Source organism: Plantibacter sp. VKM Ac-2885 (assembly GCF_015351205.1).
Lineage (GTDB): Bacteria > Actinomycetota > Actinomycetes > Actinomycetales > Microbacteriaceae > Plantibacter > Plantibacter auratus.
In genome coordinates this window covers 1384798-1407136 of record NZ_JADKSK010000002.1, presented here as the reverse complement: position 1 = coordinate 1407136, position 22339 = coordinate 1384798, and the positions used below count along the sequence as shown (strand labels likewise).

At 70.3% G+C, this 22339-nt stretch carries 21 protein-coding genes; 6 read left to right on the top strand and 15 right to left on the bottom strand.

The features are described from left to right. Window positions 1-204: 204 nt before the first annotated feature. Both ITJ66_RS18945 and ITJ66_RS18940 read left to right on the top strand, forming a co-directional pair. A complete protein-coding gene (locus ITJ66_RS18945; protein ID WP_194645582.1) occupies window positions 205-1914 on the top strand; it encodes a HAMP domain-containing sensor histidine kinase in 1710 nt (569 codons plus the stop codon). After that, window positions 1911-2591 (top strand): response regulator transcription factor, encoded by a 681-nt coding sequence (locus tag ITJ66_RS18940; RefSeq protein ID WP_064295346.1) that lies wholly within the window; start codon window positions 1911-1913, stop codon window positions 2589-2591. Before ITJ66_RS18945 ends, ITJ66_RS18940 begins: the two co-directional genes overlap by 4 nt. A 47-nt stretch (window positions 2592-2638) precedes the next feature. Here ITJ66_RS18940 and ITJ66_RS18935 read toward each other — a convergent pair whose 3' ends face one another. The 7 genes from ITJ66_RS18935 to ITJ66_RS18905 are packed head-to-tail and all read right to left on the bottom strand — an operon-like array spanning window position 2639 to window position 9860. Next, complete coding sequence (locus tag ITJ66_RS18935) at window positions 2639-4396, bottom strand: proline--tRNA ligase (RefSeq protein WP_079707162.1); 1758 nt, start codon at window positions 4394-4396, stop codon at window positions 2639-2641. 41 nt (window positions 4397-4437) lie between these two features. Further along, window positions 4438-5487 (bottom strand): hypothetical protein, encoded by a 1050-nt coding sequence (locus tag ITJ66_RS18930; protein WP_194645580.1) that lies wholly within the window; start codon window positions 5485-5487, stop codon window positions 4438-4440. Continuing rightward, window positions 5484-6524, bottom strand: coding sequence for a VWA domain-containing protein (locus ITJ66_RS18925; protein WP_159879161.1), 1041 nt, complete (start codon window positions 6522-6524; stop codon window positions 5484-5486). The genes ITJ66_RS18930 and ITJ66_RS18925 overlap by 4 nt, the downstream gene beginning before the upstream one ends. After that, window positions 6521-7519 carry a VWA domain-containing protein gene (locus ITJ66_RS18920; protein ID WP_137243278.1) on the bottom strand — a complete coding sequence of 333 codons (999 nt, stop codon included), beginning with the start codon at window positions 7517-7519 and terminating at the stop codon, window positions 6521-6523. The genes ITJ66_RS18925 and ITJ66_RS18920 overlap by 4 nt, the downstream gene beginning before the upstream one ends. Then, window positions 7510-7977 (bottom strand): hypothetical protein, encoded by a 468-nt coding sequence (locus tag ITJ66_RS18915; protein ID WP_194645579.1) that lies wholly within the window; start codon window positions 7975-7977, stop codon window positions 7510-7512. The genes ITJ66_RS18920 and ITJ66_RS18915 overlap by 10 nt, the downstream gene beginning before the upstream one ends. Continuing rightward, window positions 7964-8854 (bottom strand): DUF58 domain-containing protein, encoded by an 891-nt coding sequence (locus ITJ66_RS18910; protein ID WP_229939091.1) that lies wholly within the window; start codon window positions 8852-8854, stop codon window positions 7964-7966. The genes ITJ66_RS18915 and ITJ66_RS18910 overlap by 14 nt, the downstream gene beginning before the upstream one ends. Before the next feature lie 4 nt (window positions 8855-8858). After that, window positions 8859-9860, bottom strand: coding sequence for a MoxR family ATPase (locus tag ITJ66_RS18905; RefSeq protein ID WP_191941387.1), 1002 nt, complete (start codon window positions 9858-9860; stop codon window positions 8859-8861). 198 nt (window positions 9861-10058) lie between these two features. On the opposite strand from ITJ66_RS18905, the gene ITJ66_RS18900 reads away from it, so the two are divergent. Genes ITJ66_RS18900 through ITJ66_RS18890 form a run of 3 tightly spaced genes read left to right on the top strand, consistent with a single transcriptional unit; the run spans window position 10059 to window position 13592 of the window. After that, window positions 10059-11327 carry an acylneuraminate cytidylyltransferase gene (locus tag ITJ66_RS18900; protein ID WP_194645578.1) on the top strand — a complete coding sequence of 423 codons (1269 nt, stop codon included), beginning with the start codon at window positions 10059-10061 and terminating at the stop codon, window positions 11325-11327. Then, window positions 11324-12253, top strand: a complete 930-nt coding sequence (locus ITJ66_RS18895; RefSeq protein WP_194645576.1) for an N-acetylneuraminate synthase family protein — start codon at window positions 11324-11326, stop codon at window positions 12251-12253. The genes ITJ66_RS18900 and ITJ66_RS18895 overlap by 4 nt, the downstream gene beginning before the upstream one ends. A 31-nt stretch (window positions 12254-12284) precedes the next feature. Further along, the gene (locus tag ITJ66_RS18890; protein WP_194645574.1) at window positions 12285-13592 is read left to right on the top strand and encodes a DUF6716 putative glycosyltransferase; all 1308 of its coding nucleotides are present in this window, start codon (window positions 12285-12287) and stop codon (window positions 13590-13592) included. A gap of 45 nt (window positions 13593-13637) precedes the next feature. Here ITJ66_RS18890 and ispG read toward each other — a convergent pair whose 3' ends face one another. The 7 genes from ispG to ITJ66_RS20280 all read right to left on the bottom strand — a co-directional run bounded on the left by ispG (window position 13638) and on the right by ITJ66_RS20280 (window position 20866). After that, window positions 13638-14798, bottom strand: a complete 1161-nt coding sequence (ispG, locus tag ITJ66_RS18885) for a flavodoxin-dependent (E)-4-hydroxy-3-methylbut-2-enyl-diphosphate synthase (protein ID WP_064295337.1) — start codon at window positions 14796-14798, stop codon at window positions 13638-13640. Between the two features lie 76 nt (window positions 14799-14874). After that, on the bottom strand, window positions 14875-15213 hold the full coding sequence (locus ITJ66_RS18880) for an SHOCT domain-containing protein (RefSeq protein ID WP_085513187.1): 339 nt from the start codon (window positions 15211-15213) through the stop codon (window positions 14875-14877). A gap of 134 nt (window positions 15214-15347) precedes the next feature. Then, on the bottom strand, window positions 15348-16007 hold the full coding sequence (locus ITJ66_RS18875; protein WP_194645572.1) for a response regulator transcription factor: 660 nt from the start codon (window positions 16005-16007) through the stop codon (window positions 15348-15350). Continuing rightward, a complete protein-coding gene (locus ITJ66_RS18870; RefSeq protein WP_194645571.1) occupies window positions 16004-17212 on the bottom strand; it encodes a sensor histidine kinase in 1209 nt (402 codons plus the stop codon). Before ITJ66_RS18870 ends, ITJ66_RS18875 begins: the two co-directional genes overlap by 4 nt. 120 nt (window positions 17213-17332) lie before the next feature. After that, the gene (locus ITJ66_RS18865) at window positions 17333-18667 is read right to left on the bottom strand and encodes an RIP metalloprotease (protein WP_191941394.1); all 1335 of its coding nucleotides are present in this window, start codon (window positions 18665-18667) and stop codon (window positions 17333-17335) included. 85 nt (window positions 18668-18752) lie between these two features. Beyond that, window positions 18753-19832 carry a 1-deoxy-D-xylulose-5-phosphate reductoisomerase gene (locus ITJ66_RS18860; protein ID WP_194645570.1) on the bottom strand — a complete coding sequence of 360 codons (1080 nt, stop codon included), beginning with the start codon at window positions 19830-19832 and terminating at the stop codon, window positions 18753-18755. A gap of 35 nt (window positions 19833-19867) precedes the next feature. Continuing rightward, complete coding sequence (locus ITJ66_RS20280) at window positions 19868-20866, bottom strand: FKBP-type peptidyl-prolyl cis-trans isomerase (RefSeq protein ID WP_079707174.1); 999 nt, start codon at window positions 20864-20866, stop codon at window positions 19868-19870. Window positions 20867-21012: 146 nt separating this feature from the next. Here ITJ66_RS20280 and ITJ66_RS18850 point away from each other — a divergent pair, with 146 nt between their 5' ends. After that, window positions 21013-21825 carry a 1-acyl-sn-glycerol-3-phosphate acyltransferase gene (locus tag ITJ66_RS18850; RefSeq protein ID WP_191941397.1) on the top strand — a complete coding sequence of 271 codons (813 nt, stop codon included), beginning with the start codon at window positions 21013-21015 and terminating at the stop codon, window positions 21823-21825. Window positions 21826-21846: 21 nt separating this feature from the next. Here ITJ66_RS18850 and ITJ66_RS18845 read toward each other — a convergent pair whose 3' ends face one another. After that, entirely contained in the window at window positions 21847-22329 is a 483-nt protein-coding gene (locus tag ITJ66_RS18845) for an OsmC family protein (protein WP_086473942.1), read from the bottom strand. Window positions 22330-22339: the final 10 nt, after the last annotated feature.

The following is a 22339-nucleotide window of genomic DNA, read 5'->3' as shown; positions in this document are numbered from 1 at the left end:
TGGCCTCCTCTATTCAACTGGTGGTGCCGCGGCAAGACGTGCAGCGGCACGACGGGCATGCTGCTGCCGTGCTGCCGAACCCGTCTGTCTACGGTACCGGATGCCGAGGGGTACGTCATCCACCCAGCTGGGAAGCCGCCGCGCGTCCTCGAGGGTCCCGCTCCCGGCTCGACCGCGTCTCGGGGCGGGTGACATGATTGGCCAATGGTCTTGGGCGAGCTGCGGAACGTCATGCGGAGCACGAGGGTGCGGATCCTCGTCGCGATCCTGCTCGCGACGACGCTCGCGATGACGCTCGTGGGCGTCTCCACCTACACGCTCGGCCGACAGCAGACCCTCGCGACCATCGACGCCCGCCTGGAGCACAGCGCCGAGCTCATCGCCTTCATGGTGGTCGGTTCAGGCGACTCCGCCGATGCCCCGGCGACGAGCGACGCGGCAGTCGACGCGGTGATGCGACGCTGGATCTTCGCCGAGGACGAGACCGCCATCGGTGTGCGCGCCGACGGCTCGACGGTCGCGCCCAGCGCCCCGTCCGCCTTCCGCCTGGACGACGACCCGCAGCTCCTCGACACCATCACGGCCCGATCGTCCCGCGGCGTCGTGACCGGTGAGGCCACCGGTGACCGCACCGTGCGGTACGCGATCATCCCGGTGCAGGTCGTCGGCGACCCGAGTGTGGCCCACGTCGTCATCGCCACCGACGTGCACGCGGCACTCGCGGAGTCCCGAGGCATCCTCGCCGTCGAGATCGTGGTCGCCGTGGTGTGCCTGCTCCTGCTCGGCCTCGTCGGCTGGCAGCTCGCGGGCGGACTGCTTCACCCCATCCGGCTGCTGCGGGACGCCGCGGCCCGCATCACCGAGTCGGACCTCGACGAGCGGATCCCGGTCGTCGGTCGCGACGACGTCTCGGAGCTCACCACGACCGTGAACGGCATGCTGGACCGGCTCGACGAGGCCTTCACCAGTCAACGCCAGCTGCTCGACGACGTCGGCCACGAGCTGAAGACGCCGCTGACGATCGTGCGCGGACACCTCGAGCTCCTCGATCCGTCCGACCCCGCGGAGGTGGCCGCCACCCGGGACCTCGCCCTCGACGAACTCGACCGGATGAGCTCCATCGTCGCCGACATCACGGAGCTCTCGACGGCCGGACTCGCGTCGACCCTCGACCGGGAGCCGGTCGACATCGAGGCGTTCACGGCCTCGGTCCACGAGAAGGCCACGGCGATCTCGCCCGAACACGAGTGGACCCTGGGCGAGCAGGCCGCACTCACCGCGGACGTCGACGCCGGGCGACTGGCCCAGGCCTGGCTGCAGCTCGCGGACAACGCCGCGAAGTACTCCCCGGCCGGGTCGACGATCGTGATCTCGAGCCGGTTCGACGAGTCGGACGACCCGGCGCTCGTGCTCTCCGTCGCCGACGACGGGCCCGGGGTGCCGGAGGCGCTCCGCGAACGCATCTTCGACCGGTTCACCCGGGTGAGCGGTGGACGGGGTGTCGCAGGCTCCGGCCTCGGCCTGTCGATCGTGCAGGCGATCGCCGCGGCACACGGCGGGTGGGCCGAGGTCGAGGACACGCAGCAGGCCGGCTCCCTCTTCAGCATCCGACTGCCGCTCGCGGTGGCGGACGACGACGAGGGGTCCGACGCGGACCTCGACCTCGACCCGGACGAGACCGCGGCGATCCCACGCAGCGCGATGGCCCAGGCGATCGCGCTGCGAGAGGCGCAGGCGGCTCAGGAAGCCGCCGAGGCGCAGACGACCGCGGCGATGGAGGCCGGACCGACACCCGGCGATGCACGCCCCGCGATCGACGCACCACCACGCTCGCGAGCACCGTCCCCTGAGGACGACTTCCCGGACCTCGTCGACACCTCGGCTCGGCGGAGTGCGCCGGAGGACCACGCATGAGCCGGATCCTGGTCGCCGAGGACGAGACGCGGATCTCCGCGTTCGTGAGCAAGGGCCTGCGTGCCGCCGGACACACGGCGGACGTGACGGTCGACGGCTCGCAGGTCGTCGAGCTGGCGGAGAGCGGCGACTTCGACCTGCTCGTCCTCGACATCGGACTCCCCGGCGTCGACGGCTTCGAGGTGCTCAGACGGCTCCGCGACGACGGCAGCGAGCTCCCCGTCATCATCCTGACCGCCCGCGATTCCGCGCGAGACCTCGTGGCGGGCCTCGACGGCGGGGCGAACGACTACATGTCGAAGCCCTTCCGGTTCGAGGAGCTCCTGGCCAGGATCCGCCGACGCCTGGCCGAGCGGGCTCCGGCGTCGACCACCGCCGTCCAGGAACGGCTGTCGGTCGGTCATCTGGAGCTCGAGCTGCGCGAACGGCGCGTCCTCGTCGACGGTGTGCCGGTCGAGCTGTCCACCCGCGAGTTCGCCCTGGCCGAGGAGTTCTTCCGCCACCCGGACCAGATCCTCAGCCGGGAGGAACTCCTCAGCCGGGTCTGGGGCTACGACTTCGATCCCGGTTCGAACGTCGTCGACGTCTACGTGCGGTATCTCCGGAACAAGATCGGCAAGGACGCCATCGCGACGGTCCGCGGAGCCGGCTACCGCCTCAGCACGAGAGCGCAGTAGCGGTCGTCATCCGGACGGGATGACGACCGTTCCTGCGCTCTCGTGGCTCAGAGGGCGAGATCGGCGATCGCGACCCGGTCCTTCGTGCCGGCGGCCCGGTCCCAGAGCTCGACGAAGCCCTCGGTGGCCTCGCGACCGACGACCACCACGACGGGCACGCCGATCAGCTCGGCGTCGCCGAACTTGACGCCCGGGGACACCTTGCCGGTGCGGTCGTCATAGAGGACGTCCTTCCCGCTCGCCTCGAGCGAGGCCACGAGTTCCTCGGCCACCTCGAAGATCGCCGCGTCTCGTCCTGCTGCGACGACGTGCACGTCGAACGGGGCGACGGCCTTCGGCCAGATGAGGCCGCGCTCGTCGTTGTTGCCCTCGGCGATGATCGCGAGGATGCGGGTGATCCCGATGCCGTAGGAGCCCATGGTCACCGTGACGAGCTTGCCGTTCTCGTCGAGCACCTTCAGTCCGAGCGCCTCGGCGTACTTGCGCCCGAGCTGGAAGACGTGTCCGATCTCCATGCCTCGAGCGAGCTCGACCGGTCCGGAGCCGTCGGGCGCGGGGTCGCCCGCGCGGACCTCGGCCGCCTCGACGAAGCCGTCGGCGGTGAAGTCGCGCCCGGCGACGAGGCCGAAGACGTGCTGCTGATCGACGTTCGCGCCGGTGATCCACTCGGTGCCGTCGACGACCCGAGGGTCGAGGAAGTACCGGATCTCCGTTGCCGACTCCTCACCGAGGACGGGCCCCTGCGGGGACCACGGTCCGATGTAGCCCTTGACGAGCCCGGCGTTCGCGGCGAAGTCCGCTTCGGTCGCGGCCTCCACCTCCGCGGGGCTGAAGGCCACCTCGACGCGCTTGAGGTCGACGTCGCGGTCGCCCGGCAGGCCGATGACGACCAGCTCGCGTGTGCCGTCGAGGTGCCGCAGTGCCAGCACGACGTTCTTGAGGGTGTCGGCGGCCGTCCAGGCCCGTCCGTCGTCGCGCGGGTGCCGCTCGTTGGCGAGGTCGACGAGCGTCGAGATCGTCGGGGTGTTCGGCGAATCGAAGACCGTCGCGGGTGCCAGACCCTCGATGGGGCGGGCCTCCGGGACCTCGGTGGTGTAGGCCTCGACGTTGGCGGCGTACCCGCCGGCCGAACGCACGAAGGTGTCCTCACCGACCGCGGTGGGGTGCAGGAACTCCTCGCTCCGTGAACCGCCCATCGCGCCGGCGTCGGCCTGCACGATCTCGTACTCCAGGCCGAGCCGCGTGAAGATGCGCTCGTAGGCGTCGCGCTGCGCCTGGTAGCTCGCGTCGAGCCCGGCATCGGACACGTCGAACGAGTAGGCGTCCTTCATGGTGAACTCACGACCGCGCAGGAGGCCTGCCCGGGGACGGGCCTCGTCGCGGTACTTGTCCTGGATCTGATAGATCGACAGGGGCAGGTCCTTGTAGGAGGAGTACAGGTCTTTCACGAGCAGGGTGAAGACCTCCTCATGCGTCGGCGCCAGCAGGTAGTCGGCACCCTTGCGGTCGTGCAGGCGGAAGAGGGCGTCGCCGTACTCCTCCCACCGGCCGGTGACCTCGTAGGGCTCGCGCGGCAGGAGCGCGGGGAAGTGCACCTCGAACGCGCCGGCGTTCGCCATCTCCTCGCGGACGATGGCCTCGATCTTGTTCTTCACCCGCAACCCGAGCGGCAACCAGGCGAAGACACCCGGCGCCTGGCGTCGGATGTACCCCGCCCGCACCAGCAGGCGGTGACTCGTCACCTCCGCGTCGGAAGGGTCTTCACGGAGCGTACGGAGGAAGTAATTCGAAAGGCGCGTAACCACCTGTCCATGCTAGTCCGTCACACGCAGGCAGCCCGGAACCGCTACCAGGGGCGATCGGCGAAGTTCCCGTTGTCGTTGTTCCGACCGCGGTTCTTGGCGTCCTCGGTCGACTTGTCCTGCTGGGCGTCCTGGCCGGCGTCCTTCAACTTGTCGACCTTCCCGTCGACCTCGCTGTCACCGGTACCGCTCGAGCCGCTCGAGTCGCCGTCGCCCTGTCCCCCGTTCGAAGGATCCTGCTGGCCCTGCCCGCCGGACCGGTCGCGCTGGTCGGTCGCATCCTGACGTTTGCGGTCGATGCGATCGCCGGTGTCCTGCAGGTTCTCACCGGGCGTACCCTTCGGATCGATCACGTCGGGCTGCTGCCCGGTTCCGCCCTGGTCGCCCTGGTCACCCTGGTCGCCCTGATCGCCCTGGTCACCTTGACCGCCCTGGTCGTCCTGACCTCCTTGACCACCTTGATCACCCTGGTCCTGCGGGTCCTGCGGGTCCTGCGGGTCCTGCGGGTCCTGGGGGTCCTCGTTCTGATCCTGGGACTCCCCCTCGAAGCAGCCCTCGCCCTCGTCGACGATCCGCTTCGCCGTGTCGTAGAGGTTGATGGCGCCCTGGAAGAACTGGCCCTTCACGTACTCGTCGGCCTGGGTCTCGTACGCGCGCGCCAGGTTGACCCGGACGATGCAGGCGGTCTCCTCCGTCGGCGCGAGCTCGAGCGCCTTCCCGAGGTCGTCGGTCCCCTGCACCCAGTCCTGCCCGGCCGCGGCTGCGGTGCCCCGGTCGAACCAGGCGATCCACGGCTCGACGACGTTCGCCGTGAAGAGGTGCCCCGCGCTCAGCTGCGCCCCGGAGTAGTCCTCGGCGCGGTACTCGGCGATCGCCGACTGCGCGACGACCGGCAGACTCACGAACTTGACCCCGACGACGAGGGCGACGAGCACCAGCGGAAGGGACCACCAGAACAGCCGACGGCGCAACCGGGCGACCTCGGCCGGGGCCAGCGGCGGACGCCGCGGTTCCTCGAGTCGTGGCCGTGGCTCCGGGCTGCGCGGCGCGTCGTCGGGCCGGTCGGTGCGGGTCCGATCGTCGAAGAGGGTCATGCCTGCCCACCCTTCGTCCGTCGGAGCTCGCCCAGCGCGCCGACCAGGCCGGGGAGCTCGGTGAGGAGCAGCACACCGAACCCGAGCGCGAACACCCAGTACAGCTCATCGGTGCGCCGGATGTCCACCTCGTCCTCGACGGTGACGCCGCCGACGGCGAGGCCGTCGAGTGCGTCGTCGAGCGACGCGCCGGGTGTCCTGATCTCCGACTCGACGCCGAGCTGCGACGCGATCGTCTCGAGTGCGCCCGGATCCAGCCGGGACACGGCGGGCTCACCGGTCGAGTAGTCCTGGATGTAGCGGACGCTGCCGTCCTGGTACCCGGAGAACTCGCGCATGGTCCCACCGGCCTCGGTCCCGTAGCCGAGCACGCCACCGCCGCCGATGAGCGGTGCGATGCTCTCGAACGATCCGGGCGCCGCGCCACTCGTCTGCTCGCCGTCACCGAGGTAGAACATGATCCGGTTCCGACCCGGCTCCTGCTCCTCGGCCTGGGTCAGCAGCGTGGTCATGAACTCCACCGGAGCGTCGATGCTGCTGCCGCGGGAGTAGGTGGTGATCTCCTGCGTCATCGCCTCCGCAGCCGACCGGAGCGCCGTCGCGTCCGTCGTGAGGGGCATGCGCTGGACGGCCACGGCGTCGAACGTCACGAGCGCGTAGCGGGCACCGGCAAGCCGGTCGGCGATACCGGTGATGTCGGCTTTTGCACCGTCGAGTCGGGTCGGCGGCTTCGGGGCGCCGTTCTCGTCCGTCCCCGACGCGGTCTCGTCCGGCCAGTCCTCGGCGGCCATCGAGCTCGTCGTGTCCACGACGAAGTAGACGTCGAGGTCGCCCATCGCGGACGGCGGGCGATGGTTGCCGGGGATGGTCGGTCGGAGGGCGATGATCACGAGCACGACGACCATGGCCAGTCGGGCGATCCAGTGCCAGGCTCCTGGCCGCCGCACCCCGGCGAGGAACTGCCAGACGGCGAAGGCCGCGAGGACGGTGCCCAGCACGGCGACGGCCCAGATCGGCAGAACGGGGTTGATGGTCATCGGCGCAACCTCCAGGCGAGCAGCATGAGCGCCGCGAGGCCGCCGAACGCCGCCAGCACGAACACGAACGGCTCGTCGACCTGCACGAGCTGTTTGGCGCCCTTCAGCGTCTTCGTCTGCTCCGCCGTGATCTGCTGGACGATGCCGCCGACCGCGCCGGGGTCGGCGAGCGCGTAGTAGTCCCCGCCGGTGGACGTCACGACCTCGTCCATCTCCGCGGCGAGGTCGTCGAGGTAGTCCTTGCTGGAGACGTCGCCGGGGTTGATCCCGTACACCGTCACGTCCTGCGCCTTCGCATACGCGCCGGCCTCCTTGAGCGTGAGGATCGGCTCGCCGGCGACGTAGTTGTCGGTCGCGAGCACGATCGAGCGCGACCGTTCCTCGCCGACCTGGTCGAACCGCATGACGCAGGACCCGAGACCGTCGCCGATGAGGGACGACCCGTTCCCGAGATCGGTGCCGTTCCAGTACTCGTAGTCGCTCTCCGGCGAGGTGAGGTCCTCGACGAGGTGGTCGAGCTGCGCGGCCACGTAGTCGTAGTCGCTCGTCAGCGGGAAGTACGTGGTCGCGGACGCGTTGAACAGGACGAGCGCGATCCGCTCACCGTCGAACCGCTGCACGAGCTTCTCGAACACCCCGACCAGCGCGGCGTCGTACTCCGTCATCGACCCGGACACGTCGAGGCAGAGCACGATGTCGCGGTTGCGCAGTTCGGGCTGGAACACCGTCGTGCTCACCACGCGGGACCCGAGGGCCGTGCCGGCGAGCAGCAGCACCCCCAGCGCGGCGATCGTCGCGATGATGAGGCGCCGGTACCGCGACAGCGCACGACGGTATCCGGGGAGCGCGGTGAGCCGTTCGGAGTGCGCGACCCACAGCGGCTCGGCGTTCGCCTTCCGGCGCCGCCCGGTGCGGGCCACGAGGACGACGACGGCGACCACCGCTGCCACGGCGAGGAGCCAGACGAGCGGCATCCACCAGTAGATCAGCTCCACGTCGTCACCACCTGGCGGGCGAGCGCGGCGGCCTCGGCGACGCTGCCCGTCTCGGCCTCGCGGAACTCGACCGGGTAGTAGGCCGACACGGCACGACTGAGTGGCGCGAGTCCGGCGCGATCGAGGTCTGCGAGGGTCATGACCTGGGCGCGGACGCCGCTGGACTCGTGCGCGTACATCCGGAGGATCGCGCCGAGCCGTTGGTGGGCGCGCCGCGTACTCAGGGCGCCGTCCACGTGCTCGCGCTCGATCTCGCCGATGAGTGCGAGGTAGCGGTCGCGCAGGACGGTCGGCGACGGCTGCGGCGCCGGGCGCGGAGCGCTCCCGCGCGCGCGACGGCGCACGTGGGCGAGCATCCAGACGTACCACCCGATCACGAGCGCGATGAGCACGAGTCCGAGCACCGGCCAGAGCAGCGTGTACTGGACCGGTGCGTAGTAGCCGTTATCGCCGGGCATGTCGGTGGGCCTCGAGGAGGTGGAAGAGGACGGGGACGACGTCGTCGGCCCCGGTCACGCGCTGACCGCTGATGCCGAGTTCCTCGAGCTGGTCGAGGTGTCGGGCGGTCGCGCTGGTGACGGCCTCGGTGAACTCGCGACGGAGCGCGTCGTCCGACCGGATGAAGGCCGGCAGGGACCGCTCGTCGGCGACGTCGACCATCGCCCGACCGGTGTACTCCGCGCGCATGAGGTCGGCGTCCCCGACCGAGATCCAGAGCACCTCGTGCTGGACGTGCAGGCGACGGAGGATCTCCGACCGCTTCGGCGTGATCTCCTCGTCGTCCGAGACGATCACGAGCAGACAGCGCTGCTTGACCGACCGTGCCGCATAGCCGAGCAGCTCGTCGAGATCGCTCTGGGGCGCCGCGAGCGATGCACGCCGGTCGATGTGCTGCAGCAGGCGTTCGAGTGCCGATTCGGTGCCGGCGGGTCGGACGAGTTCCGGTGCGGCGGCGTCGCCGGCGACGAGACCGACGAGGTCGCCGTGCCGGATCGCGAGGTACCCCAGGATGCCGACCGCGAGGATGGCGACCTCGCGTTTGGTGCTCCCACCCTCGGCGAGCGCCGCGAGATCACGACCCGTGTCGACGACGAACAGCACCTGGTGTTTCCGCGTGGCGATGAAGCGCTTCACGAGTGGAGCACCGTGTCTGGCCGTCGCCTTCCAGTCGATGTCCTTGATCTCGTCGCCCGGGGTGTACTCGCGGAGGTCATCGAAGTCGAGGCTCCTCCCCTGGAACACCGAACGGTACTCGCCGTCGAGCATCCCCCGCACGCGGCGGTGGGCGTGGATGAAGAGCTTGGACTTCACCCGGTGGAGCAGCGGGGCTGACACGGGCCTACGGCGCCTGGACCGCTCCGAAGACGGCGTCGATGATCGTCTCGGGCGAGACGTCGTCGGCCGCGGCTTCGAAGTTCAGGATGATGCGGTGCCGCAGCACCTGGTGGCGGTAGCCCTTGACGTCCTCGGGGATGACGTGGTCACGCCCGGCGAGGATCGCGAGCGCCCGCGCGACCGTGCTGAACGCGATGCTGGCACGCGGGCTCGCCCCGTACTCGATGTAGCTCGCGAGCTTCGGCGGCAGGTAGTCGCCCGCATGGCGGGTCACGTAGACCGTCTGGACGATGTAGTTGAGGATCGATGCGTCGAGGTAGACCCGCTTGGCGAGGGACTGCAGGAACAGGACGTCCTCGAGGCTCACCCCCGGGCGGTCCTGGTCGGTCTCGTAGAGCCCGGAGTTCACCCGACGGACGATCTCGGCCTCCTCGCCGATCGTCGGGTAGTCGAGCACCTCCTTGAGGAGGAAGCGGTCGAGCTGCGCCTCGGGCAGGTGGTACGTGCCCTCCTGCTCGATGGGGTTCTGCGTGGCGAGCACGAAGAACGGCTTCGGCAACGGATAGTGCGTGCCGCCGATGGAGGTCTGGCGTTCCTGCATCGCCTCGAGCATCGCGCTCTGGGTCTTCGCGCTCGACCGGTTGACCTCGTCGAGGAGCACGAAGTTCGCGTGCACGGGACCGAGCTGGGTCTGGAACGCGCCGGTGCGGGCGTCGTAGATCTGGGTGCCGATGATGTCGCTCGGCAACAGGTCGGGGGTGCACTGGATGCGTTTGAACGAGGCGTTCACCGCTTGGGCGATCGATTCCGCCGCGGTCGTCTTCGCGAGTCCTGGGACGCTCTCGAGCAGGACGTGCCCGCCCGAGACGAGTGCCGCGAGCAGGGTGGTGCGCAGGCCCTGCTGGCCGACCACCTTCGCGTCGTAGGCACCGACGATCTCGGAGAGGATGCTGCGGGCCCGCTGCAGCTCGGCTGGCGCGATGGGGGTGCTCGGCGTCACGGTCACTGGTCTCCCTGGCGAGGCTGGCGGTCCGGACGGATGACCGTCGAACGCGGATCCGCCTGGTGGAACCCGGCGGTCCGAACAGTCTACGTGTGAAGATCCGGAGCTCGGACGCCTCGGCCACCGGACGGCCACCAGGGCGTCGGCCGCCGTTCGCCCACCGTCCCCCTCGCGTCCACCGCCGCTTCCTACCGTGGATCGATGACATCTGCAGCGCACGGGAGGCACCCGGAGACCGACGGCGCGACGGCGATCGTCCCGGTCAGGGGCGGTTCGAAGGGGATCCACCGCAAGAACCTCAGGACGGTCCGCGGGAGCACCCTCATCGCACGATCGGTCGAAGGACTGCTGCGGTCGGGTGGAGTCTCGCGCGTGGTCGTCACGACCGATCACCCGGACCTCGCCGCCGCCGCCGTCGCCGCCGGTGCCGAGGTCATCGACCGGCCGGCCGAACTCGCCGAGGACAGCACCTCCTCCGAGGCCGCGCTCCTCCACGCGCTCGGTGTCCTCGCGGAGCGCGGCGAGCTGACCCCCGTGACGGTGTTCGCGCAGGCGACGTCGCCCTTCCTCGACGTGGAAGCGCTCGACGACGCCGTCGCGCTGGTCTCCTCCGGGCGGGCGGACTCCGTCTTCGCCGCGGTGCTCGACCACGGATTCCTCTGGACGGAGAAGACGAAGGGTGCCCGAGGGATCGGTCACGACCACCGCGAGCGTCCCCGACGGCAGGACCGCGCGCCGCAGTACCGCGAGACCGGCTCGTTCTACGTCTTCGACACGGACGGCTTCCTCGAGGCCGGGCACCGCTTCTTCGGCCGTATCGCGCCGGCCGTCACCAGGTCCTTCGCCGCGCTCGACATCGACGAACCGGAGGATCTGCTCGTCGCCGAGGCGATCGCCGGACTCGCCGAACGTCAGCTGGGCATCCCGTCGGGGTCGGAGCGTTCGGAGCACCACCTCGACGTCGACGCCGTCGTCACCGACTTCGACGGGGTCCACACCGACGACCGCGCCAGCATCGACGCCGACGGGGTCGAACGGGTGAGCGTCCATCGCGGTGACGGCCTCGGCGTCCGCCTGCTGCGCGAGGCCGGGCTGCCGTTCCTGATCCTGTCGACCGAGCGGGTACCGATCGTCGCCGCACGCGCGGCCAAGCTCGGCGTCGACGTCGTGTACGGCTCAGCCGACAAGGCGACCGCGCTCCGCGACTGGGCACGGGCGAAGGGCGTCCCACTCGACCGCATCGCGTACCTCGGCAACGACGTCAACGACATCCCGGCCCTCGAGATCGTCGGCTGGCCGATCGTCGTCGCCGACGCGCACCCGGAGGCGCGTGCCGTCTCCCGTCTCGTCCTGGAACGCCGAGGCGGCGACGGCGCCGTCCGAGAACTCGCCGACCTCGTCCTCGCCGCACGCGCGGTCCTCGACCCCCTGAAGCTGTCCACGCTGCAATCGAACGGAGCACGACCATGAGCATCCACCAGGACGCGAACGACACCACCGACCTCGACGGCCGGACGCAGCCGTCTCCCGTGCGCATCGACGGCATCCCCGTCGGCGGCGGCGCCCCCGCGTACGTCATCGGGGAGATCGGTCTCAACCACAACGGCGACGTGGAGCTCGCGAAGCGACTCATCGACGTGGCCGCCGACGCGGGCGCACAGGCCGTCAAGTTCCAGAAGCGCACGCCGGAGATCTCGACGCCGGCGCACATGCGCGACGTCCCGCGGCAGACGCCGTGGGGTGAGATGAGCTACCTCGACTACCGCTACCGGGTCGAGTTCGACCGTGAGCAGTACATCGAGATCGGCGACCACGCCACCCTGCGCGGCCTCAGCTGGTTCGCCTCTCCGTGGGACGAACCGTCCGTCGACTTCCTCGAGGACCTGGGCGTCAGCGCACACAAGGTCGCGTCCGCCTCGGTGACCGACTCGGGCCTCCTGACCCGTCTCGCCGCGACCGGGAAGCCGATCATCCTCTCGACCGGCATGTCGACGCTCGAGCAGATCGACCGCGCCGTCGAGATCCTCCGGGTCTCGCCGCTGGTCATCCTGCACGCGACCTCCACATACCCCTTGCCCGCCGAAGAGGCGAACCTCCGGATGATCGACAGCCTCGCCGCCCGGTACCCCGGTGTGCCGATCGGGTACTCCGGCCACGAGACCGGTCTGCAGATCTCCCTCGCCGCGGTCGCCCTCGGGGCCACGATGGTGGAACGCCACATCACGCTCGACCGTGCCATGTGGGGCTCGGACCACGCCGCGTCGCTCGAACCGCACGGCTTCTCGAACCTCGTCCGCGACATCCGGGTCATCGAGACCGCCATGGGTGACGGCGTCAAGCGCATCTTCCCCGGCGAACTCGCCCCGCTCGCGAAGCTGCGCAGGGTCGATGCCTGATCATGGGCCCCGCCGTCGGGTGATCGGGGTGGTGGACTCCGACTCCTTCGTGAAGTGGGGCGCCGCCACCCTGTCCCGCGCGACCGGCTGGGACGTCGACCTCGTCCTCATCGAGAGCGACGTGTCCGCCACGGACCGGCAGGTGGACATCGCCCTGCTCCACACGGCGTTCGAGGGGCGGACCGTCCGTCGCCTGTCGCTCCGACGACTCATCGACCTCATCCGGACCGAGCAGCCGGACGGCGTGTTCGTCTCCACACGTGGCCCGGTCGCCGAGGTCGTCATCTCGGAACTCCTCGCGCTCGGGCGCGCCACCCGCCCAGTGCTGCTCACCGGTCTGCCCGGCATCTCGATCCCGGCGAAGTGGAAGGGGATCTTCCTCCGCGCGCAGGCGGACGTCTTCGTCCTGCACAGCCATCGCGAGGTCGCCGCCTACCGTGAACTCGCCCTGACGCACGGGGTCGAACCGGCGTTCGCGCTCGCGACCCTGCCGTTCCTGTCGGACACGGCGACCGAGTCACCGGCCGAGCCCGCCCCGCGTACCCGGGTCGTCTTCGCCGCCCAGGCCACCGTCCCGGCCGATCGCGGCGACCGGCTCCGGATCCTCTCCTGGCTCCGGACCCTCGCGAACCGGCACCGCGACCTCGACGTCGTGATCAAGGTGCGCGGCCTCGCCGGCGACCCGCAGACCCATCACGAGCACTACCCCTTCGACACCCTCCTGACCGGTCCGACACCCGACAATCTGAGGGTCGCCACCGGTTCGATGGCGGTCCACCTCGGCCATGCGGCCGGGCTCGTCACCGTGAGTTCCACCGCCGCGATCGAGGCCATCGCGGCCGGGGTCCCGGTCATCCTGCTCGACGACTTCGGTGTGGACCCGGCGCTCATCAACACCGTCTTCGAGGGCAGCGGGCTGTTGGCCTCCAAGGACGACCTCATGGCCGCCCGGTTCCGGCACCCGAACCCGGACTGGCTGCAGCAGAACTACTTCCACCCCGCCGAAGAGGACGACTGGATCCAGCGGTCGGAGGCGGCGTTCGCCGCGCGCGACCTCGGGACCCTGCCGATCCGTCCTCGGGCACGACAGAGTCGCGGCGGCATGCTCCGCACCGGTTGGGAGCGTCGTCGGGCGTTCGGGCGGGCCGACACGAGCGCGCTGGGCACGGTCGCCTTCGTCATCGGGCGGCCGCTGCAGATCGCTCGCCGTCTGGTCCGTCGCGCTCGGGGCGTCCAGCCGGCCGAGCGGCAACCGATCGCCTCCCGCCGGCTCGCGCCGATCGAGACGGAGACGCCGGTGCGCGCTCCGCACGGGGCTCGTCACCGCACGGCCCGCTGACGGGAGCGCCGCTCGACCGGAGACCGGTCGGGCGGCGCTCCAGGCTCAATTGGAGCCGACCGTCACCACCGGTGCGCCCGTGGAGGTGTCGTCGGCGGGCATCTCGGCGGCCAGGCGGTTGGCCTCCTGGATGAGCGTCGCGACGATCTCGGACTCCGGCACCGTCTTGATGACCTCGCCCTTGACGAAGATCTGGCCCTTCCCGTTGCCGCTCGCGACGCCGAGGTCGGCCTCACGAGCCTCCCCGGGGCCGTTCACGACGCAGCCCATGACGGCGACGCGCAGGGGGACGCTCATCCCCTCGAGGCCGTCGGTCACGTCGTTCGCGAGCTTGTAGACGTCGACCTGGGCGCGCCCGCAGCTCGGGCAGGAGACGATCTCGAGCTTGCGCTCGCGGAGGTTCAGCGACTGCAGGATCTGCAGGCCGACCTTGATCTCCTCAGCCGGCGGCGCGGAGAGCGAGACACGGATGGTGTCACCGATGCCCTCGGAGAGCAGGATGCCGAAGGCGGTCGCGCTCTTGATGGTCCCCTGGAAGGAGGGACCTGCCTCCGTCACGCCGAGGTGCAGCGGCCAGTCACCGCGCTCGGCGAGCAGCCGGTAGGCCTTCACCATGACGACCGGGTCGTTGTGCTTGACGGAGATCTTGAAGTCGTGGAAGTCGTGCTCCTCGAACAGGCTCGCCTCCCAGACGGCGCTCTCGACGAGCGCTTCGGGGGTCGCCTTGCCGTACTTCTGCAGCAGCCGCGGGTCGAGGGAACCCGCGTTGACACCGATGCGGAGGGAGACGCCGGCGGCCTTCGCGCGCCGGGCGATCTCGCCGACCTGGTCGTCGAACTTCCGGATGTTGCCGGGATTGACCCGGACGGCCGCGCACCCCGCGTCGATCGCGGCGTAGACGTAGGCGGGCTGGAAGTGGATGTCGGCGATCACCGGGATCTGACTCTTCTTCGCGATGATCGGCAGCACCTCGGCGTCGTCGCGGGTCGGGACGGCCACGCGGACGATGTCGCAACCGGAGGCCGTGAGCTCGGCGATCTGCTGGAGGGTCGCGTTGATGTTGGTCGTCTGGGTCGTCGTCATCGACTGGACGCTCACCGGGGCGTCGCCGCCGACGAGCACCTTGCCGACCTTGATCTGTCGCGACTTGCGCCGCGGGCTGAGCGTCTCGGGAACCGACGGAAGACCCAGATTGATAGCTACCACGAGCCTCAGCTTACGCGCGCGACGCCCCGCAGGCTCCCCGTGAGCTGAATGCCTGCTGGGACGTCGCGATCCACGGTCAACGGGCGGGCGGTGCCTCGCGATTCGCACGCAGGACGCCGAGCCGTTCCCGGTACTCGACCTCGTCGATGTCGCCCTGGGCGAAGCGTTCGGCGAGCGTCTGCTCGGCGCTCCGGGACCCGTCCTGACGCCAGGCCCACGGCGGGCCCTGGTGGCCGTCCGGCGTCGCCCCGGACCAGGCTCGGCGACGCCACCGCCGACCGACCAGCGCGACGATGAGGACGATCACGGCGATCCAGAACGCGGGGATGAGCAGCAGCCAGAGGAGGTGGAAGCCCGGCCCGGGACCACCGGGATGCATGGCGGTCGCGGCGAGCACGATCAGGGAGGTGGACATGGAGGACTCCGTTCGTCGGGCGGACGACGAACGTCGTCCGCATCACGACCCCGAGCCTCCTCCGGATGAGGACCGAGGGCATCCGACGACGGGACGGATCACCGCACTCCCCCGGGAGTACGACCACCCGGCGCTCAGACGCCGGGACTGACGAGCCCGGTCTCGTAGGCGATGACGACGAGTCGGACCCGGTCGCGCGCCGCGAGCTTCGACATGATGCGCGACACGTGGGTCTTCGCGGTGAGCGGGCTGAGGAACAGCGCCGCTCCGATCTCCTCGTTGGTGAGTCCGCGTCCGACGAGACCCAGCACCTCGCGTTCGCGCTCGGTGAGCCCGGCGATCACGGCATCGTCGAGCGGCGCGGCGATCGCTCCGGCGACCTGGGTGAGCAGCCGCCTCGTGACCCCGGGCGACAGCAGGGCGTCACCAGACGCGACCACGCGGACGGCTCGGATGAGCTCGGCCGGCTCGGTGTCCTTGACGAGGAAGCCGCTCGCGCCCGCCCGGATCGCCTGCGCGACGTACTCGTCGAGTTCGAAGGTGGTGACGACGATGATGCGGGTGGCCTCGAGCGTCGGATCCGCGACGATGGCTTCGGTGGCGGCCAGGCCGTCCCCTCCGGGCATCCTGATGTCCATGAGGACCACGTCCGGGCGTTCCCGACGGACGACGACGAGCGCCTCGTCCCCACCGGCCGCCTCACCGACGACCGCGATGTCGGGCTCCGCGTCGAGGAGGGCGCGGAACCCGCCGCGGATGAGTGCCTGGTCGTCGGCGACGACCACGCGGATCATGCGACGCCTCGGACCGGCACCCGGGCCGTGACACGGAAGCCGCCGAGCGGACTCCGCCCGGTCTCAAGGGTGCCGCCGAGGAGCTCGGCGCGCTCGGTCATGCCGAGGAGGCCGTTGCCGTGCTCCGCGGGTCCGGGTGGGGCACCGACTCCGTCGTCCTCCACGAGCAGGCGGTAGGTGCCGTCGACCTCGACGAGCTCGACGGAGACCCGTCCGGCCTGCGCGTGCCGGAGGACGTTCGTGACGCTCTCCTGTGCGATCCGGTACAGCGCCTGCTGCACGGCCGCGCCGGGCGTGGAGACGAGGCGCTGCTCGAGGACCGCGTCGACACCCTGGTCCCGGAGGGACTGGACGAGGAGCGGCAGTGCTTCGAGATCCGGCCCAGGTCGCCTCGGCGCGCCTGTCGTGGGGTCCTGGGCCGCATCGGCACCACGGAGGACGTCGAGGAGGCCACGGACCTCGTCGAGCGACGCCTTACTCGACCCTTTGATGTTCGTCAGCGCCTCCCTGGCACGTTCGGGCTGGGTGTCCATGAGGTGCAGCCCCATACCGGCCTGGACGGTGATCTGCGCGAGTGAGTGGGCGACCACGTCGTGCAGCTCACGGGCGATGCGCACGCGCTCCTCCTGGGCGGCGGACGCCCGACGTTCGCCTTGACGCCGGCGATCCGCGTCGAGCTGTTCGCGCCGGGTGCGGAGTCCCTCGGCGAGGAGGACGGCGACGATGACGAGGGCGGTCGTCGCCCCGACGCGGAAGCCCGACACCTTCCAACCGACGGCGAGCGCGACGGTCAGGGCGAGCGCCCACCCGAGTCCCAGCGACGGATAGGTCCAGCCGCGCGCCCCACGGACGATGCCGGAACCCGCGGCGAACGCCAGCGCCACGGCGGGAGGGCCCCAGGTGGGACCCGTCAGCATCGAGGCGCTCGACAGCATGGCGACCGCCGCGACCGTCGGCCCGGGCGACCGCCTGGCAGCGAGCAGGCAGAGCACGCCGGCGAGTGCCAGGAGGACGGCCGAGGAACGGGACCACCCCGAGGCACCGGCACCCGGGCCGAAGGAACCGTGGAGGGCGAGCACCGCTGTCGCGGGCACCTGGACGAGGAAGGACACCACCACCGGCGCCCAGAGGCGCCAGACGGGGCGTCCGGGTCGGCGATCGCCCGGCGTCATCCAGGGTGCCGAACCCGTCTCGACCGATGCCATCCCTGCATGCTACTCGCGGGTCCGAGCCGCCGCGTCGCCCGCACGGAGCCTGCGCCGTACTCCCCGGGGAGTACGGCCGTACCGGGATGGGACGGTCCCGCGGGCTCCGGTCGCGTCGTCCTAGCCGAAGAGGTTGACCGGCTTGACGATGTCGGCGTACACGAGGAGCGCGCTCATGCCGCCGAGGACGATCACCACGCCGAACGTGAGCGGGATGAGCTTCGCCGCGTCCACCGGTCCCGGGTCGCGACGTCGGAAGACCTTCGCGAAGCGGCGACGGATCGCCTCCCAGAGCGCTGCTGCGACGTGCCCGCCGTCGAGGGGCAGCAAGGGGATGAGGTTGAAGACGAAGAGCGCGACGTTGAGCGACCCGAGGATGCCGAACACGGTCGCCGCCTTCGACGCGACGGGGATCTCGTCGAGGCTGACCACCTCGCCGACGACCCGTCCGACGCCCACGACGCTCATCGGCCCGTTGGGATCGCGCTCACCGGATCCGAACGCGGCCTGCCCGACGTCGATGAGTCGCTGGGGCAGGTTCAGGATGATGTTGGCGGTCCGGGCGATCGTGTCGCCGACGGTCGGCAGGATCGTGGTGACGGGCTGCGCCACCATCTGCTGCTGCGGCGTGATGCCGACGAAGCCGACCTCGTGGGTCTTCGCCGACCCGTCGGCGTTCGTGACGATCTTTCCGGTCTGGGCGTCGACGACGTCCCGCTCGAGCAGCAACGGCGTCAGGGTGAGATCGAGTCGCTGCTCGCCGCGGGCGACCTCGAGGGCCAACGGCTTGCCCGGCGAATCCTGCACGGCCGCGGATATCTCGGCGAAGGTGGAGATCGGGGTGCCGTCGATCGAGAGGATCGTGTCGCCCGGCTTCAAGCCTGCGGCGGCGGCCGGACCCTGCGGATCCCCCGCTGCACAGCTCTGGCGGTCGCTTGTCGACGGCAGCACGCACTCGTACACCGAGGTCAGCGTGCTGCTCTGCTGGGGGACGCCGAACCCCGACACGGCGATACCGATGAAGAGGACGGCGAGGACGAGGTTCATGAACGGCCCGCCGAGCATGACGACGATCCGCTTCCAGACGGGCAGCCGGTAGAAGGTGCGCTCCTCGTCGCCGGCGCCGATCGTGTCGGCACTCGCCTCACGCGCGTCCTGGACCAGCGTGTCGAAGAAGCCGGTGCTGGCGTTCCTGGCGGCACCGCCGGGCTGCTTGGGCGGGAACATGCCGATCATCGAGATGTAGCCGCCGAGCGGGATCATCTTGACCCCGTACTCGGTCTCGCCCTTGCGGCGCGACCAGATGGTACGACCGAAGCCGATCATGTACTGGGTGACCCGCACGCCGAACAGCTTCGCGGGCACGAGGTGACCGACCTCGTGCAGCCCGATGGACACGATGAGGCCCACGAGCACGATCACGATGCCGAGGAGGTAGAGGAGGACGGATTCCACGGCGCAACCCTACTCGCGCGGTCGGGTCACCGGCTGCACGCCGGCTGTACGGCCGCTCGGAAGCCTCCGACGATGAGCGGGCACGTCAGCCGATGCGCTGCTGCGCGCGAGCCCTCGCCCAGCGCTCAGCCTCCGCGAGCGCCTCACGGGTGAGCTCGCCGTCGGGCGCCTCGTGGTCGTCGACGACCGCGCGGACGGTGTCGAGGATGCCGAGGTAGCCCAGTCGACCCGCATGGAAGGCCGCAACGGCCTCCTCGTTCGCGGCGTTGAACACGGCCGGATAGGTGCGGCCCTGTCCGCCCACGAGTTTGGCCAGTCGCACCGCTGGGAAGGCCTCGTGATCGAGGGGCTCGAACGTCCACTGCTGGGGCGAGGTCCAATCGAGCGGGACGCCGACACCTCCGACCCGGTTGGGCCAGTCGAGCCCGAGGGAGATGGGGAGCCGCATGTCGGGAGGTGAGGCCTGGGCGATCGTGGAACCGTCGATGAACTCGACCATCGAGTGGACGATCGACTGCGGGTGGACCGTCACCTCGATGCGGTCGTACGGGACGTCGAACAGCAGGTGCGCCTCGATCACCTCGAGCCCCTTGTTGACGAGGGTCGCCGAGTTCGTCGTGACGACGAGACCCATGTCCCAGGTGGGGTGGGCGAGTGCCTCGGCCGGCGTGACGCCGGCGAGCGACGCGCGGTCCCGTCCGCGGAACGGTCCTCCCGAGGCGGTCAGGACGAGCCGTCGCACCTCCGTGGCGGTGCCGGATCGGAGGGCCTGGGCGATCGCGGAATGCTCGGAGTCCACGGGCACGATCTGGCCGGGTGTCGCGATCCGCCGGACGAGGTCGCCACCGACGATGAGCGACTCCTTGTTCGCGAGCGCGAGCGTCCTGCCCGTCTCGAGGGCCGCGAGGGTCGGGCCGAGCCCGATGGAGCCCGTGATGCCGTTCAGCACCACGTCGGCGTCGACGCTGCGGATGAGCCGCTCGGCGTCGGCCGCGCCCAGGGCCGTGTCGTCGACGTGGAAGGCGGCGGCCTGCTCGGCGAGGAGCTCGGCGTTCGAGCCGGCCGTCAGGCCGACGACCTCGAAGCGGTCGCGGTCACCCCGGATGACGTCGAGTGCCTGTGTGCCGATCGAGCCGGTTGATCCGAGGATGATGACGCGTCTCACGGCGGTCAGTCTACGTCGGCGGCGGTGCGGGCCGCTCAGCCCGCGGCGGGAGCCGTGGTGCTGCTCGCGTCGAGGATGTCGATGACGAACACGATGGTGTCGTCGGCCTCGATGCCCGCCTGGCTGTTGCCGCCGCTCGGTCCGTACCCGAGGTCGGGTGGGATGACGGCGATGACCTGCGATCCGATGTGCTGGCCGGCGATGGCGCTCGAGAAGCCCTTCACCACGGCGGACAGCTGGAAGTTGGTCGGTCCGTTGCCCCAGCTCTCGTCGAAGACCTCGCCGGTCCGCCAGTTCACACCCTGGTAGTTGATGATGACCTCGGCGTCGGGCTGCACCACCGCTCCGTCGCCCTGCTTGAGGACCGCGACCTGGAGATCGGCCGGAGCGGGCTCCTCGGGGATGGTGACCGTGGGTCGTCCGGCGGTGTCGAGCTCGACCGCGGGCATCCCGGCGACGGGCTCCTGCGGGACGCCGTCCGCCTTGGCGTCGCTGTGCACCGTGCTGAGGACGTCGGCCACGACGACCAGCGGCTGGTCGGCCTGGACCGTGCCGTCGCTCGACCCTGCGGAACCGAACCCGTCGCCCGCCGTGACGAACGCCGCGACGCGGGATCCGACGTTCGTGCACTCGACGGCGCGGACGAGGCCCTTCAGGTACTTCTGGTCGTTGACCACGATCGCCGTCGCCGGGCTCGCACCGTAGGCGGTCTGCGCGACGATCGACCCGGTCACGGCGTTGTAGATCGACATCTCGACGAACGTCGTGTCGCCGGGATCGACCCGCTCTCCGTCGCCCTTGGCCACGATCGTGCGTTCAGTCGTGTCTGCGGCGAGGGTGCCCTTGGCGAAGGTGACCTCGGGGATCGAGCCGAAGTCGCCACTGACACTGATCGCCTTGGACGCCTTGCCTGCGCTCGTGTCTGCACACTCCCCCGGGCTGGGAAGCGCTTGCGACTGCGACGTCGCCGAACTGCACGCGGTCAGCGACACGAGGGACGCGATGACGGCCAGAAGGCAGAGGCTCTTGCGCACAGGGGAACTTTCGGTCGTTGCTGAGGGGTCGGTCCAGTCTCACCCACCAGGCTCCATGCTGGCTGACAGCGCGCCGAACATCCGCGGTGCGCGGTCGCACGTGAGTATGCCGAGTCGCGCATGCGTCGGCGGGTACAGTCGTGCGCATGGCCGATGAGGAACAGACGCAGCGACGCGCCCAGGAACCTTCCGACCAGGCCACGGTCGAGCCGTCGACGGACGACACGGTGGCCACGCCCTCGAAACCCGGTGTCGTCTACTACTTCGGACGAGCCGTCCTGAACACGACGGCCAAGCTGCTCTACCGTCCCAAGATCATCGGCCGGAAGAACGTCCCGAAGCGTGGGCCGGTCATCCTGGCGAGCAACCACCTCTCGTTCATCGACAGCATCGCGATCCCCATCAGCGCGCCACGACGGGTGCAGTTCCTGGCGAAGTCCGACTACTTCACCGGACGGGGCCTGAAGGGCTGGGTCTCGCGCACGTTCTTCACCTCGATCGGCGCGGTCGGGGTCGAGCGTGGTGTCGGGCAGGCAGCACAGGAAGCCCTCGACCAGGGGCGCCGGATCCTCGAGAGCGGCGAGGCCTTCGCCATCTACCCCGAGGGCACCCGGTCGCTCGACGGACGGTTGTACCGCGGCAGGACCGGTGTCGCCTGGCTGGCACTCACCACGGGCGCGACGGTCGTCCCGGTCGGCCTCATCGGCACCGACGACCTCATGCCGGTGGGCACGACGATCCCGAAGTTCAAACCGGTCACGGTGATCTTCGGAGAACCCATCGACGTGAGCCACCATGGACCGGCGACCTCAGGACGCGCCAGACGCAAGGCGACGGACGAGATCATGGCGGCGATCCACGCCCTCACGGGCCAGGAGCTCGCGAACGCCTACAACGAGTCACCGCCCGCCGACACCGTCGAGCGCATCAAGCGCGCCTTCCGCCCCGAGCGGCTCTGAGCCGCGGCGTCGGTCCACTCCTCAGGTGGTCGTCGCGACCACGATCGTCGGCTCATGACGGACCGGGAAGTTCACCGAGTTGGCGATGAAGCACAGCTCGTTCGCGCGGGCGTGCCCTGCTCGCGCCGCCTCGACCATCGATGCATCGGCGACCGTGACCTGCGGACGCAGGACCACCTCCGTGAACGCACCGCTCCCCGCGCCGTCCTCGACCATGGTCCCGACGGCGTCGTCCGTGTAGGCGGTCACCACGACGCCAAGGGTCACGGCGACGTGCAGGTAGGACAGGAGATGGCACTGCGCGAGGGCCGCCAGGAGCAGCTCCTCAGGGTTCCATCGACCCGGGTCGCCGCGGAACGGCTTGTCGGCCGAGCCCTCGAGGTCGTGCTTCCCGGCGGCCGTCACCGTGAGCTCCCGGGAGTAATCCCGGTACCCGCTCGTGCCCGTCCCGAGGTCTCCGTCCCAGCGGACGCCGATGGTGTAGTCGTGGTGGCCCGTGATCATGCCACCAGTA

What these genes read in the sequence shown, in the direction of transcription:
- ITJ66_RS18945 (WP_194645582.1), top strand. Translation starts at nt 205, where the DNA reads ATGGTCTTGGGCGAGCTGCGGAACGTCATGCGGAGCACGAGGGTGCGG.
- ITJ66_RS18940 (WP_064295346.1), top strand. Translation starts at nt 1,911, where the DNA reads ATGAGCCGGATCCTGGTCGCCGAGGACGAGACGCGGATCTCCGCGTTC.
- ITJ66_RS18930 (WP_194645580.1), bottom strand. Translation starts at nt 5,487, where the DNA reads ATGACCCTCTTCGACGATCGGACCCGCACCGACCGGCCCGACGACGCG.
- ITJ66_RS18925 (WP_159879161.1), bottom strand. Translation starts at nt 6,524, where the DNA reads ATGACCATCAACCCCGTTCTGCCGATCTGGGCCGTCGCCGTGCTGGGC.
- ITJ66_RS18915 (WP_194645579.1), bottom strand. Translation starts at nt 7,977, where the DNA reads ATGCCCGGCGATAACGGCTACTACGCACCGGTCCAGTACACGCTGCTC.
- ITJ66_RS18900 (WP_194645578.1), top strand. Translation starts at nt 10,059, where the DNA reads ATGACATCTGCAGCGCACGGGAGGCACCCGGAGACCGACGGCGCGACG.
- ITJ66_RS18895 (WP_194645576.1), top strand. Translation starts at nt 11,324, where the DNA reads ATGAGCATCCACCAGGACGCGAACGACACCACCGACCTCGACGGCCGG.
- ITJ66_RS18880 (WP_085513187.1), bottom strand. Translation starts at nt 15,213, where the DNA reads ATGTCCACCTCCCTGATCGTGCTCGCCGCGACCGCCATGCATCCCGGT.
- ITJ66_RS18875 (WP_194645572.1), bottom strand. Translation starts at nt 16,007, where the DNA reads ATGATCCGCGTGGTCGTCGCCGACGACCAGGCACTCATCCGCGGCGGG.
- ITJ66_RS18870 (WP_194645571.1), bottom strand. Translation starts at nt 17,212, where the DNA reads ATGGCATCGGTCGAGACGGGTTCGGCACCCTGGATGACGCCGGGCGAT.
- ITJ66_RS18850 (WP_191941397.1), top strand. Translation starts at nt 21,013, where the DNA reads ATGGCCGATGAGGAACAGACGCAGCGACGCGCCCAGGAACCTTCCGAC.
- ITJ66_RS18845 (WP_086473942.1), bottom strand. Translation starts at nt 22,329, where the DNA reads ATGATCACGGGCCACCACGACTACACCATCGGCGTCCGCTGGGACGGA.